At 44.4% G+C, this 11,972-nt stretch carries 16 protein-coding genes; 10 read left to right on the top strand and 6 right to left on the bottom strand.

Annotated features, from left to right (window positions below; translation table 11 throughout):
* Window positions 1-176: 176 nt before the first annotated feature.
* Window positions 177-710, top strand: a complete 534-nt coding sequence (locus QZ331_RS09540; RefSeq protein ID WP_294629684.1) for a hypothetical protein — start codon at window positions 177-179, stop codon at window positions 708-710.
* Here the strand turns inward: QZ331_RS09540 and QZ331_RS09535 are convergent.
* Entirely contained in the window at window positions 702-1,457 is a 756-nt protein-coding gene (locus QZ331_RS09535; protein ID WP_294629683.1) for a helix-turn-helix transcriptional regulator, read from the bottom strand. The genes QZ331_RS09540 and QZ331_RS09535 overlap by 9 nt on opposite strands.
* A gap of 229 nt (window positions 1,458-1,686) precedes the next feature.
* On the opposite strand from QZ331_RS09535, the gene QZ331_RS09530 reads away from it, so the two are divergent.
* Window positions 1,687-2,406, top strand: coding sequence for a DUF3800 domain-containing protein (locus QZ331_RS09530; RefSeq protein ID WP_294629680.1), 720 nt, complete (start codon window positions 1,687-1,689; stop codon window positions 2,404-2,406).
* A complete protein-coding gene (locus QZ331_RS09525) occupies window positions 2,399-2,935 on the top strand; it encodes a hypothetical protein (protein ID WP_167761870.1) in 537 nt (178 codons plus the stop codon). Before QZ331_RS09530 ends, QZ331_RS09525 begins: the two co-directional genes overlap by 8 nt.
* Window positions 2,936-3,455: 520 nt before the next feature.
* Here QZ331_RS09525 and QZ331_RS09520 read toward each other — a convergent pair.
* Complete coding sequence (locus tag QZ331_RS09520) at window positions 3,456-4,892, bottom strand: phage integrase SAM-like domain-containing protein (protein WP_294629678.1); 1,437 nt, start codon at window positions 4,890-4,892, stop codon at window positions 3,456-3,458.
* A gap of 557 nt (window positions 4,893-5,449) precedes the next feature.
* On the opposite strand from QZ331_RS09520, the gene QZ331_RS09515 reads away from it, so the two are divergent.
* Genes QZ331_RS09515 through QZ331_RS09505 form a run of 3 tightly spaced genes read left to right on the top strand, consistent with a single transcriptional unit; the run spans window position 5,450 to window position 7,255 of the window.
* A complete protein-coding gene (locus QZ331_RS09515; RefSeq protein WP_294629677.1) occupies window positions 5,450-6,685 on the top strand; it encodes a site-specific integrase in 1,236 nt (411 codons plus the stop codon).
* Window positions 6,686-6,687: 2 nt separating this feature from the next.
* On the top strand, window positions 6,688-7,062 hold the full coding sequence (locus QZ331_RS09510; RefSeq protein WP_294629675.1) for a hypothetical protein: 375 nt from the start codon (window positions 6,688-6,690) through the stop codon (window positions 7,060-7,062).
* On the top strand, window positions 7,031-7,255 hold the full coding sequence (locus QZ331_RS09505) for a hypothetical protein (protein WP_294629673.1): 225 nt from the start codon (window positions 7,031-7,033) through the stop codon (window positions 7,253-7,255). Before QZ331_RS09510 ends, QZ331_RS09505 begins: the two co-directional genes overlap by 32 nt.
* A gap of 150 nt (window positions 7,256-7,405) precedes the next feature.
* On the opposite strand, the gene QZ331_RS09500 is transcribed toward QZ331_RS09505, so the two are convergent.
* Entirely contained in the window at window positions 7,406-7,711 is a 306-nt protein-coding gene (locus QZ331_RS09500) for a helix-turn-helix domain-containing protein (protein WP_294629671.1), read from the bottom strand.
* Between the two features lie 47 nt (window positions 7,712-7,758).
* The gene (locus QZ331_RS09495; protein WP_294629669.1) at window positions 7,759-8,070 is read right to left on the bottom strand and encodes a helix-turn-helix domain-containing protein; all 312 of its coding nucleotides are present in this window, start codon (window positions 8,068-8,070) and stop codon (window positions 7,759-7,761) included.
* 796 nt (window positions 8,071-8,866) lie between these two features.
* Between QZ331_RS09495 and mobA the strand changes: the two genes are divergently transcribed.
* Window positions 8,867-9,289, top strand: a complete 423-nt coding sequence (gene mobA, locus QZ331_RS09490; protein ID WP_294629668.1) for a conjugal transfer protein MobA — start codon at window positions 8,867-8,869, stop codon at window positions 9,287-9,289.
* A 184-nt stretch (window positions 9,290-9,473) separates the two neighbouring features.
* Here mobA and QZ331_RS09485 read toward each other — a convergent pair whose 3' ends face one another.
* Both QZ331_RS09485 and QZ331_RS09480 read right to left on the bottom strand, forming a co-directional pair.
* Entirely contained in the window at window positions 9,474-10,040 is a 567-nt protein-coding gene (locus QZ331_RS09485; protein WP_294629667.1) for a LuxR C-terminal-related transcriptional regulator, read from the bottom strand.
* Window positions 10,028-10,231 (bottom strand): hypothetical protein, encoded by a 204-nt coding sequence (locus tag QZ331_RS09480; RefSeq protein WP_294629666.1) that lies wholly within the window; start codon window positions 10,229-10,231, stop codon window positions 10,028-10,030. The genes QZ331_RS09485 and QZ331_RS09480 overlap by 13 nt, the downstream gene beginning before the upstream one ends.
* An 86-nt stretch (window positions 10,232-10,317) precedes the next feature.
* Between QZ331_RS09480 and QZ331_RS09475 the strand changes: the two genes are divergently transcribed.
* Genes QZ331_RS09475 through QZ331_RS09465 form a run of 3 tightly spaced genes read left to right on the top strand, consistent with a single transcriptional unit; the run spans window position 10,318 to window position 11,959 of the window.
* Window positions 10,318-10,875: a sugar O-acetyltransferase gene (locus QZ331_RS09475; protein ID WP_294629665.1), complete on the top strand. Its 558-nt coding sequence runs from the start codon at window positions 10,318-10,320 to the stop codon at window positions 10,873-10,875.
* A 23-nt stretch (window positions 10,876-10,898) separates the two neighbouring features.
* On the top strand, window positions 10,899-11,570 hold the full coding sequence (locus QZ331_RS09470) for a DUF1349 domain-containing protein (protein WP_294629664.1): 672 nt from the start codon (window positions 10,899-10,901) through the stop codon (window positions 11,568-11,570).
* A 2-nt stretch (window positions 11,571-11,572) separates the two neighbouring features.
* Window positions 11,573-11,959, top strand: a complete 387-nt coding sequence (locus QZ331_RS09465; protein WP_104368565.1) for a VOC family protein — start codon at window positions 11,573-11,575, stop codon at window positions 11,957-11,959.
* Window positions 11,960-11,972: the final 13 nt, after the last annotated feature.

The raw sequence follows: 11,972 nt of genomic DNA, 5'->3' as shown, positions 1-11,972 counted from the left end.
AGTATCGTTTTCATATTCGTGTTGTTTTTGATTTCTGATGCAAAATTACAGCCGTTAAAAAATTCATGCCATACCCAAAAGTGTACAAATGAGTTTGGAGATGAAAACATACACTTTTGGGTATGGCACAGCAGAGGGGATAGTCCTAAATTTGCAGTGTAAAATCAATAATGAATATGACAAGCGAAGAAAGACGCCGTATCGCAGGTTGCCGAATTGCAGTTGTAGGAGCGAATGAATTTATTGACAGCATCAAGGTCGAACTTCAACAGTTGGGCTTTGAGTCCATTCAAATAATATCTTCCTCTGATAAGCAGCCTGCGATAAGCAATTTCGATGTTATTGCCGAGAATGTCAACGAAGATAGCTCCTGTATGTCAAAGGTAACAGACATTCCTTTGATACTGCCATTCGATTTTGTAAATGGAGCAGGTGCGATTGTAGTTATGCCCGATGATGAAAGGGATATGCTATGCAAACCTGACCTCCGGCAATGGGCGGCAACATATATGGCAGGGTACTGTGCTTTCTGGAACATTAATGGTTGCGAGTGGTTGCGTGATTCATTATCCGACATCAGAAACGGCGTAACGAACAGTGCGGCTCTTAGAACCGCAGCGCATATATGCGCACGGATAGCAGCCAACATCGCCGTCGGGAGAGAGGTAAAACATTTCCCCCGTTTCTATCTGTGCAAGAATTTAGAGTAGCTTGTTATTTGTAGCCGCAACTATGGCTTCGGAGATATTGCGCACATCAAGTTTCTCAAATATGCGCTGGCGGTATTTCTTGATGGTGTCGGGCGACAGGCATATTCGGTCGGCAATCTCCGACATGGTGTAGCCCTGAATCGACAAAGTGAGCACCGCCTTTTCCCCGTCGGTAAGGGTCGGCATCTGCCGCTTATCCCATCGGCGTGTGTTTCGGTTGTATTCAAAATAATCCGGTGTACCTACACGGTGTATCTCAATATGACCGGGCGATGTGTGGGTAGCTGCCGATACAACGCAGAGCGCAAGCCACATACGACCGTCGGAAGTCAATACAAGAGGGGTGAGTTTGTGATTAACGAGAATCTTCCTGCCTCCGTTCAATATGTGAAAGTCGTATGAGATATACCAGTCCTTGCGTTCTTCGACCGGAATTGTATTGTGAAATGAAAATCCCGCCTCGTTCAGATCAATCAAAAACTGCTGTTCATCCTCAGGTACATATTCCAGATAGAAGCGATAGCCCAGTTTCATCATCTGTTCAGGAGTCAATCCGCATAGGAACATCGGATTTGGCGACACATACAGGAAATTCTGCTTGAAATAGTCGATGATATAGACGCTCTGATATGTGGAGCGAGAAAACGCCTCAGCCGAGCGGATGTATTCATCCACACAGCTGTAATCAAGTTCCTCCGGGAGCTTGACCTCATTATCCGGTATGAAGAAATCATCTGTCGTTTTCATCTGAAACTGTCTTCCAAGTACAAAGTTACTAAAAATCGGCGACTAAACGATTAAATGCGCTTGTTTATCCTTTCCTAAGCCATAATTTTGGTTTGGTTCGGGCTTTATATATGCCCGATAAACTAAACCTAACTAATATGTGGGAGGGTGAAAAGAAAAATCCCAGCGGAGTTATATTCTTGAACGGACAAGGTTTTCATATCTCACGGATTTGTAGTAACTTTGCAGTATGGAGCAACTGCAAAAGGCATATTCAATATTTTGCGATGAGAGTTGTTATCTGCAATTTGATAACAGCGATATTATGTGCATTGGGGCAATAATTGTGCCTGATGCAGACCTTGATGCTTATAAGGTCGAACTTAAACGCATAAAACGCAAATATGGCATCCTCCATGAATTGAAATGGAATACTGTAAGCCGCACGCATCTTGCCATGTATGACGAGATTCTGCGTTTGTTTTTTGAGTCATCAATGGTATTCCGCAGTGTGCTTATCAAGAACAAGTCGAATATTCAGGCTCATTCTTTGGAGCGTGATGAGTATAACCGGTTCTATTATTCAGTCATTGAACGCCTTATCCGGTTTTCTATCCGGCATAATTCCGACAGTGCCAATTCTTACCGAATTTTCCTTGACCTTAAAGACAATAACGGTAAAATCAAACTTGCCTCAATACACAGTGAACTGACAAACATGATAGGGACGAACGATAAAATACAGTCGTTGCAGAATATCCGTTCACATGAATCGCAGTTTATCCAGCTTGCTGATATTATAATCGGGGCTATCACATACAGGGCAAGAGGTCTGAATGGAAGCGAGGCAAAATCCCACATTGTAAGACTTATCGAAGAATTGTCGGGTTACCATCTTGATGAAGGGACTGAGCCGGGAGATGACAAGTTCGCGATTTACGATTTTCAACCGAAGAAAAGAAATGGCTGATAACGATATACTCGGAATGTTGCAGCCATATTTTGATTGCGAATTGTCGGTTGATGACAAGGACAAGATATTAGAGCTGCATGAGAGATTCAAGGATGATGTCTTAATCCAGAAGGTAAATCTTGATGGTGCCGAATTGATAATAAAGCCTTATCCATACAATCGCTCACATAAGGATGGGTTGCCCGATTGGTTTGACGGACTGCTTGAGAAGTTCGTCCATGTTATAACGCGGGATGCCAAAGAGGATAGGCGTAAAACAGCAAAAACGGTGAGAGAGTTTCGCTCAGAGCGAGCAGTGCGCGTCCATTGGATAAAGCCCATTTTAGAGAACGCCTCCGACAAACGTATCACGCGGTTCAGATATATTGAAAATTCCGGTCGGGAACGCGAATACTTTTGGTATCGCGCAAAAGGCTATATGGTTGTCGTGGAATATATAAATCCCAATTTTGCTTTAATTACCGGCTTCTGCGTTGACCAGTCCAATCACGCATACTATATGCGTAAGCTTCAGAACAAGGCATAAAAAAACCGCATTTACGGTAATGCGGCCAACCAAGTCTTTCGTTCTTCGATCGATGACGGTGCAAAGTTAGCGATTTTTTCTAACTCTACAAAATCAAAACAGCCAATAGGCTAAGAAAGTTCAAAATTATATCGTCATCCAATAACTGCGACGAGCTGTCGCAGTATTTCTGCTCATTCAGATAGCCGCGCCATATTCTGCGATGCACCTTAGGAGTAGTGTGATTATAGAACTCTTACGTCACGCTTCCAAATCTAAGATTTTATGGCACATTTGGAAGTTTGATGGAATGGAGGGGCATGATAATCGTAGATAACGAAATTCCACGAGAGTGCCAAATCGCATACTATTTATGCACATTTGGCACCGTGATGGATGTTATAAGTCGGATTGGTTTAGTTCGGGCTTTATATATGCCCGATAAACTAAACCTACATATACGACTGAGCAAAAGAAAATATCAGGCGACATAAAAACTCCAACAGTCCGTTGGAGTTTTAGCCATATATAACGAAGTCGGTCAGAACACTTCTTCTTTTGCTCCGTTGACGATTGCGTCTATCTCATCGGCGATTTCATCTGATGAGAGTTTGATGTAGTCCATAAAGGTCTTTTGAGTCTTGTGTCCGCTGACGTGCATCATCTGGACTATGGTAAATTTGTGGGAGAGATACATATTGGTAATGCCACTGCGCCGGGCGGTATGGGTGGTGACGCAATCATAGCGGGGCATCATCACTTCTCCTTTGTCGTTGCGTTCTACCGTCATTTCTCCGGCTTTCTCCTTTTCCTTCTGCTTCATCGTGAGCTTTGTCGGCACCTTGACTGCAAGTGTAGGCACCGTTTCGGACAGGTCTTTCAGTATCTCTTTGATGTAGCGGTTGAGAATCTGGTCAACCACCGATGGCAAGTGATATTCGTATTTCTTGCAGATCGCTTCAAGGTTGGGATTCATTATGGGAATCTTCACCTCGTTGCGCGTCTTTTGCTGGACAAGACGGATGATCGGAGTTCCTTTTGCGGTTGTAGTGAAGTCCTCCGGCTGAATGTTATTGTAGTCGCTGACGCGCTGACAAGTATAGCAACCAACGAGGAAAATATCACGCACTTGGTCTTTAAGCCCTGTCAGTTCCATCTCGGCTAATGCCTGTAGCTCCGTTTCGGTAAGATAGATTTCGACAGCCTTGTCGCTTTCCTCAACCTTACGTTTGGAGAAACAACTCAACGCACGGTCATTGTTATGCAGTCCGTCTTCGTATGCGTAGCCCACCATAGCGCGGAAAGATACAAGATACTTGTTGACCGAACTGCCCATGTAGTCGAGTTTCTGAAGGTGGTCAAGAAACTTCGTCACCAACGAGCGGTCAACATCTGCCCATGTCAGTTTGTGGCGTGGATCAAATCCTTTGAACAGTTTTCTAAAACTGCTCCAAGCCTTGCAACTCCCGGCAGTATATCGGTTGTTGCCATTGAGACGTTTGCCTGATTTTATTTCCTCGACAAACCGGTCAAGGAAATTCCAGATGTTTGCCCGCTCGGATTCTGCGGCAATGCGAGCTTTCTCCGCTTCTTCCTGTTGTTGGCGTTCTTCTTTTTTCTTAACAACAATTTCAGCCTCCTGTTGGCGGCGCACTATCTCGGATTTTTCCGGGTCAGCGATAGCCATTATCTCATGCTTTACCTTTTCGCGGTCAAATTCAGGAGCCTCCATTTCGCGCTTGAGCATAACCTCGATGCGACCGAGCTTATCATGCAGTTTCGGATACTCCTTGCGATGCCGTGCCAATGCGTCCTCGCTCGACATAGCCACTTTCCACTCCGGCACCGATACTCGGAGCCGCGTGGTAAACTGAACATCAATTTTGCGTATGGGGTCTTGTACCCTTACGAAAAGGGTTGCTTTATCCTTGTTCTCGTCCTTTTTGAGGAGATAGAATCTGGAGAGAGTCTTTGCCATAATACGTTTAACTTTATAGGTAATTCAATAGGTAACTTTTTTTGTCAGTCGGGAGGAAGTCCAAGGTTCGATTCCCGACTGATAGGTATAGGTAACTTTTTTATCTGTTGTCGGGATTTTCAAAAGTTCGATTCCCGACTGCAAAGATAGGTAACTTCTCAAAAGTTACCTATAAAGTTACCTATAATTCTTGAATATTAACACCTGAAAATAAATTCAGTTCAGTTTAATTCCGTTGATATATAGTATTATAGCATTTAACGCCATTCGCCACGATTTATTTCAATTCACTAAAAATGGTGCTGGTGGCACCACTTAGAAGAAAAGCAAAAGACAGTAAAATCCTGATTTCCAAACGAAATCGGGATTTTTTGTTTTCCGAGAGGACGCAAAAAATGGCAGAATATTACAGTTGCTGGTGTTCCAAAAGGTGGAGCAAAAGAGGTGGAGCGCAAATCTCCACCGAATAAGATTACTTCTCTCTGATTTGCAACATTTTGCGTATCAAGAAAGCGTGCATGGTTTCCTACTTTTGTACAACGAAAAACTGTAGGAACATGAAAAGAGACTCATTCAATGTGCTTTTCTTTATCAAGAAAGCCAAGTTGCTGAAAAACGGGGAAGCCTCCGTATGTATGCGTATCACCGTGAACGGTGTGCGAGTGGAAAACAATATCCGCAAGAGCATCGAACCAGCCTTGTGGAATCAGGCGAAGGAGTGCGCTAAAGGCAAGAGCCGCAAATCCTGCGACTTGAATGCTTATATCGAGGATGCAAGAATCAAACTCCACCAGACTTTCAATGAACTGGAAGAACAAGGGCAGTTCATCACCGCCCGCCTGTTGCAGAAAAAGTTCTTCGGACAAGACCAAGCACCGGAAGTTGTCCGTACACTTATTCAAACTATCCAAGAACATAACGACCAATGCCGTGAACTTGTCGGAAAGGACTATGCCCTGATTACCGTCCGCCGTTATGAGAGTTGCAAGCGTTACCTTGCTGAACTTATCAAACTGAAATACGACAAGGAGGATTTGCCTTTGTCGGAAGTCAATGGAGAACTGGTACGTGCTTTTGAATTCTATCTCAAAACGGAAAAGGAGTGCCAGCAGAATACGGTTATCCGCTACATGAAGTGCCTAAAGAAGATAACCAATCTTGCGCTTGCCAACGAATGGATTACCAAAGACCCGTTCATCGGCATCAAGTTTCATGAGAAAGAGGTTATCCGTGAGTTCTTGACAATGGATGAACTACTCACTATCTATCACAAGGAATTTCCGTTAGAGCGTATCACCATTGTCCGTGATGTCTTTATCTTTGCAGCTTTCACTGGGTTAACCTTCATAGACGTGCAACAACTGGCACCGGAACATATCGTAGAAGACTCCAATGGCAACCTATGGATTCGCAAGCCTCGCCAAAAGACGAAGAACATGTGTAACATTCCTTTGCTTGATATTCCATTGGAGACTCTCCGTAAATATGCGGAACATCCGGCTTGCCAAAAGAAAAACAGGCTGCTGCCAGTTCCCTGCAATCAGAAAATGAACAGCTATCTGAAAGAAATCGCAGACTTATGTCTGATAAACAAGACCTTGACCACACACGTAGCTCGCCACTCGTATGCGACCTCAGTCTGCCTTGCTAACGGTGTGAGCATAGAGAATGTGGCAAAAATGCTCGGTCACTCCAATATAAAAATGACGCAGCACTATGCACGTGTGTTGGATTCCTCCATTTTGCGCGATATGAATAATGTAAAGAACGTGATGTCTAAAGTAATGCGATAGATATGAATAGAGGAATAATAACAATCAGTGAAACGGGTGTAGTCATTATGCCGACAGCACCCATATGGATGACACAATTCGAGATAGCCGACCTATTCGGGGTGTTCTCATGCGATGTCCGCAAGGCGATTCATACCATTTACAAGAACAAGGAACTGAACGAACTTGACACAATGAAGTATCTCAAGCAACCGGATGGCATCAGTTACGATGTCTATAACATTGAAGTGATTATAGCCGTTGCATTCAGGATATGCAGTAAAGAGAGTGTCTTGTTCAGACGGTTTATAATCAGTAAAATTAGTTCAACCCTGAAAGAAACACCGATTACGTTGTTTGTTTCCTGTGGCAGAAGCGACAACCGATGGTATAGTTGAGGTTCATTCCGTCAGCCACTCGTTCCCGATGCACGGATGCAAAGGTAGCGTATGGCTTGATGGCAGCGGCAAGGTCGGGCGGCAGAGCCGTTTCGGGCAGAATCTTCCTCCTGCGGAGCGTATTCAGCTCGTAAACCTTGCCATTGCCTGCCATACGCTTGAAGAGCATCCGGCAACGGAAACAAGCGACTGACGGGGAATCAGAAGAAAGAAGAGAGGAACAGCTTACAGACGAATCGGGATTTTGACGCTCTGTCTATAAGCCGTTTCTTTCTATTTTTGCCGAAAGTCCGTTGCTGACGCAATCACTGGGCAGACGGCAAACTGCGCTCTTTCAAGAAAATCATGTGCCTGTCAGCCGATAGGCGGAGCGGTAGCCGTCAGCAAGCATCCTTTCGATGTCGGATTCACGGTAGAGGATTTTACCGCCTAACTGGATATAGGCTATGCGCCCTTCGTTCCGGTAGTCCTGAAGTGTCCGGCGGCTCACTTTCAGCCGTGCCGACACCTCCTTGTCGGTGAAGAAACGCTCACCGTTCAGTGTCGGGCGGTAATTGGCGGTCAGATGCTCAAAGTTGTCCAAAAGACGGTCGAGACTGCCCATGAAGTGGATTATCCACTCGCTGTCTTTGTTAATCAGTTCATTCATGTTACTTTGGATTTAGTGTAATTACTTTGTTTACTATATGCAGGTGATTAAATCGTCCTGCCCTTGAACTTTGCTCCCTTGCGCCTGTCCTCCACAACAGAAACAATGCGCTGTACGTCATCAGGACGGTAGTAGGTCTTGTGGTTTATCTGAGAGTAAGCCAGCGTTCCATTGTCCCGAAGCGTCTGCAATGTGCGTGGGCTGATGTTGAGCATCCGGCAAACGTCCTGATTGTCCATCCACTCGCCCATTGTCTTCTCTCCGTGCCGCCGACAGATGGCATCCATGCGACTGACGAAACGGTCGAACTTGGCGACCATCGCCTCAAAGGTCTTTCTTTCAATAGATACGATTTCCATATACATAACTTTTTATTGTTACTGTTTTCTTTTGCCACAAAGGAATATATAATCTACTGCCTTGCAATGGATTTCCCAAAAGTGGCAGCGTGTTGCGCCGATACGGTAGCCATTGTCCGGGGAGATTATACAGAAACGGTTCTTTTCGTATGAATGCCGTCCAAACGGAAAGGCTGGCTATTTCATAATCCGCTTATTTAATAGTGCTCTATATGGTTGTGTGGTGAAACAAAGTTTTGGTTGTTTGGAGAGTGACAACATTACGTCATGAAATCATTAAATCAAAGTATCACCAAATTGTTGGACAACCATTGTTTTATTTTCTTCAATACTCGTTTTGGCAGGTATTCGATAAATCCTTTTGATAAGTGTTTGAATTTCTCGTTTTTCATGTATTCCGGTTTTTCATTTTTTGAATTATTGTCCACTTGAATAAGAAAATGATTGAACCTGCATTTCGACAAGTGGCAGTATATTGCGCTGATAGGCAGCCATTGTCCGATTCAAACCTCTGTCCAATACTGTATTAAGAGCGTAACTTTGCACCCAAACGGTAAGGGTACCGCAGATGGAGCAATCCGGAGTTTGAAAAGTATTCTTCCAATCCGACAAGCTGAGGATTCTTGTGTCCTCAAAGACACAGCAAGGTATATTTTCAGTTACCCGAATGCTTCCGAGTAACTGAAAATCCCAGCACTGCCGTGGGCAGAATAATCCTCCGCAGTCAGATAATTTCGGGGTTCCTTAATCAAAGATTAAACAATGGACAAGCCATAAAATTAAAAGAATAAGAAGAATGAAAAAGAAGAGCAAGTACGGGAGAAATCCCAAATTGAACCCAAAGACGCACTGCGTGATGGTGCGCTTCGACGATGTGGAATGGAACAGGTTCCTGACGATGTACGAGGAATCGAACGTGTATGCGAAAGCCGTCTTTCTCAAGGCGCATTTCTTCGGGCAGAAGTTCAGGGTGCATAAAGTGGACAAGGTAATGTTGGAATACTGTACCAGACTGTCCGACTTTCATGCCCAGTTCCGCGGCATAGGAACCAATTACAACCAAGTCGTGAAGGAATTGCGCATCCACTTTTCGGAGAAGAAGGCAATGGCGTTGCTCTACAAGTTGGAGAAACATACCATCGACCTCGTAAAGTTGAGCCGGGAGATTGTGGAACTTTCAAGGGAGATGTATGCCAAGAGGGAACAACAGAAGGAATAATTCCATAACACATCAAGCCCCCACAGATACGCAGCCAGGTATATGAGCGAAGTCTGTTAGATAACTTTATTGCCGACCATGTCATCATAGGACGTTCGGGATTTCAGTTTAAGGATGAAAACCGACCGAAAGAATTAAATGCAAATAAAGGTAGTGGAATTATATTCCACTATTAATTATGCAATTAAATCAACTTCAAATCCTTTGCTATCCGACAGGCTTCAATAGAATTTTTCACCTGCAACTTCCCTAAAATCTCCTGTCTATGCCGGCTGACCGTATTTATGCTGATGTGGAGCGTGGCGGCTATTTCTTTGCTCAATAAACCTTTATCGATAAGGTTCAGAACCTGTTTTTCTCTGACGGACAATATTCTTGTGCTATTCTGTTTATCCAATTCCATCATCTGACCATTGACGGAATTGATTATCAGACATTTCGCGGGAATATCAAACAATAAAGGACTATAAAGGCATAGAGCCAGCCACAAAGTATCGTTGGTGGGAACATAAACGTAAAACATCCGATGCAATACAGGTATATAACCATACGTGCTACTTGTCATACGGAGCTTGCTCGTCAAATAATAATCGGCACGTTCCTTTTTCGGCTGGCATTTGACAAAATGGAAAAAACAAAGTTCTTGTAAGTGTTTGCTTGCCAAATCGTCAGGATGGATAAGTCTGAAGATTTCTTCTTCCCAAATGGAAGGCACCTTACCTTCTTTACCGTATTTGTCTATTTTAAGCATTCGTGAGAACTTGCCGTAAAGATGTAACTGGCATTGGTGCGCAAATCACTCAATACGGCAATAGCATTCTCCATACGTGCATAGTTGCACGCCATATCCTTATATCTGTCCAGCATCTCCGCATACGGCTGCTCTTCCGCAAAATCCTGTGCTGAAAACTCCTTGTCCAATACGCCTTTACTATCCATCATTGGGAATAAAATGATTATTTATAATCATTGCGCTGTATATAGCAATGACTTACCTTTGCAAAGGTAATTGAAATAAATGGTTATTTATGATAAGTGAGAAAGAAAAATGCCGTCAAGGCGAATTGTACGATGCCAACAACGATGTGGAATTGATAGCCGAAAGGCAAGCATGTAAGCTGCTGTGCCATGAATATAATCATCTGCTGCCGTCAGAAACCAAACGCAGGAACGATATTATAATCAAGTTGTTTGGAAAGGCGGGACGTGGTTTTCTGATAGAGCAACCGTTTTTTTGTGATTACGGCTATAACATAGAGATTGGCGGGAATTTTTATGCAAACGTGAATTGCGTTGTCTTGGATGAGGCAAAAGTCAAGTTCGGCGACAATGTGTTCATTGCCCCCAACTGCGGATTTTACACTGCCGGCCACCCTTTCGATGTAGAGCAGAGAAACCGGGGATTGGAATATGCTCGGCCGATTACCATAGGCGATAACGTGTGGATAGGTGCGCATGTCTGTGTGCTGCCCGGTGTTACAATCGGCAACAACTGTGTTATCGGTGCAGGAAGCGTGGTGAACAAAGATATTCCGGAAGGTTCGTTGGCAGTCGGAAATCCTTGCCGGGTGATACGGAAAATATAATATTTTACATAAAACACATGGAAATGAAAAAGTTATTGTTAAGCGGATTGATGATTTCCGCTTCATTTGCCTGCATGGCGCAGTCATTGGAAAAGATGCAGTGGTTCAACGAACCTGAACAATGGGAAATCAAGGGCAACTCTCTTTCGATGAATGTCACTCCCCAAACCGACTACTGGCGCATATCCCATTATGGATTTACCGTCGACGACGCCCCGTTCCTGTATACCCTGCGTGGTGGGGAGTTTGAAGCCAAGGTAAAAATATCCGGCGACTACAAGACACGTTTCGACCAATCGGGACTGATGCTTCGCGTCGACCACGAGAATTACATCAAGACAGGGATTGAGTTCGTGGACGGCAAATACAACCTCAGCACCGTCGTGACGCATCACACGAGCGACTGGAGCATCATACCTCTGGACAAACCCGTGCCGTTCGTATGGATAAAGGCGGTGCGCCGGCTCGATGCCGTGGAAATTTTCTATTCTTTTGATGACAAGGAGTACACGATGATGCGCAACGCCTGGCTGCAAGACAATCGTCCGGTCATGGTGGGAATAATGGGGGCTTGTCCTGACGGAAACGGCTTCACAGCCAAGTTTGAGAATTTCTCCATTAAGCATCTGCCCGATTTGCGCAGAGTGCAGTGGCTGAAGGAAAACAATACGGAAACAACTGAAAACAAGAAATGACCATGAGAATAGAACATATCGCAATCTGGACGGACGACCTCGAGACCCTAAGAGCATTTTACACCAGATATTTCAACTTGAAGTGCGGCAGCAAATATACAAACCCATACAAAAACTACACATCTTATTTTCTGTCTTTTGGAGAGGATAAAACCCGCATTGAACTCATGCACATCCCTGATATGCAAAATCCGGCAAGCAGGGGCAACCTGAAAGGGCTGGCGCATTTTGCCATTGCAGTAGGAAACGCTCAAACGGTAGACACACTCACCGAACGGTTGAGAGCAGACGGCTATACCATATTGAGCGAACCGAGAACGACGGGTGACGGATACTATGAGAGTGCCGTAGCGGACCCTGAGGGAAACTATGTGGAAATAACAGCGTAAATGTTGTAAAGGG

Origin of the sequence: uncultured Bacteroides sp., from assembly GCF_910586915.1 — a bacterium.
Taxonomy (GTDB): Bacteria; Bacteroidota; Bacteroidia; order Bacteroidales; family Bacteroidaceae; genus Bacteroides.
Note: the sequence above shows the minus strand (reverse complement) of the source record. Positions and strands in the feature narration are given on the sequence as shown.

Excerpts from the sequence above, each read along its gene's own strand:
- QZ331_RS09540 (WP_294629684.1), top strand. The coding sequence starts at position 177 with ATGACAAGCGAAGAAAGACGCCGTATCGCAGGTTGCCGAATTGCAGTT.
- QZ331_RS09535 (WP_294629683.1), bottom strand. The coding sequence starts at position 1,457 with ATGAAAACGACAGATGATTTCTTCATACCGGATAATGAGGTCAAGCTC.
- QZ331_RS09530 (WP_294629680.1), top strand. The coding sequence starts at position 1,687 with ATGGAGCAACTGCAAAAGGCATATTCAATATTTTGCGATGAGAGTTGT.
- QZ331_RS09525 (WP_167761870.1), top strand. The coding sequence starts at position 2,399 with ATGGCTGATAACGATATACTCGGAATGTTGCAGCCATATTTTGATTGC.
- QZ331_RS09520 (WP_294629678.1), bottom strand. The coding sequence starts at position 4,892 with ATGGCAAAGACTCTCTCCAGATTCTATCTCCTCAAAAAGGACGAGAAC.
- QZ331_RS09515 (WP_294629677.1), top strand. The coding sequence starts at position 5,450 with ATGAAAAGAGACTCATTCAATGTGCTTTTCTTTATCAAGAAAGCCAAG.
- QZ331_RS09510 (WP_294629675.1), top strand. The coding sequence starts at position 6,688 with ATGAATAGAGGAATAATAACAATCAGTGAAACGGGTGTAGTCATTATG.
- QZ331_RS09500 (WP_294629671.1), bottom strand. The coding sequence starts at position 7,711 with ATGAATGAACTGATTAACAAAGACAGCGAGTGGATAATCCACTTCATG.
- QZ331_RS09495 (WP_294629669.1), bottom strand. The coding sequence starts at position 8,070 with ATGGAAATCGTATCTATTGAAAGAAAGACCTTTGAGGCGATGGTCGCC.
- mobA (WP_294629668.1), top strand. The coding sequence starts at position 8,867 with ATGAAAAAGAAGAGCAAGTACGGGAGAAATCCCAAATTGAACCCAAAG.
- QZ331_RS09485 (WP_294629667.1), bottom strand. The coding sequence starts at position 10,040 with ATGCTTAAAATAGACAAATACGGTAAAGAAGGTAAGGTGCCTTCCATT.
- QZ331_RS09480 (WP_294629666.1), bottom strand. The coding sequence starts at position 10,231 with ATGATGGATAGTAAAGGCGTATTGGACAAGGAGTTTTCAGCACAGGAT.
- QZ331_RS09475 (WP_294629665.1), top strand. The coding sequence starts at position 10,318 with ATGATAAGTGAGAAAGAAAAATGCCGTCAAGGCGAATTGTACGATGCC.
- QZ331_RS09470 (WP_294629664.1), top strand. The coding sequence starts at position 10,899 with ATGAAAAAGTTATTGTTAAGCGGATTGATGATTTCCGCTTCATTTGCC.
- QZ331_RS09465 (WP_104368565.1), top strand. The coding sequence starts at position 11,573 with ATGAGAATAGAACATATCGCAATCTGGACGGACGACCTCGAGACCCTA.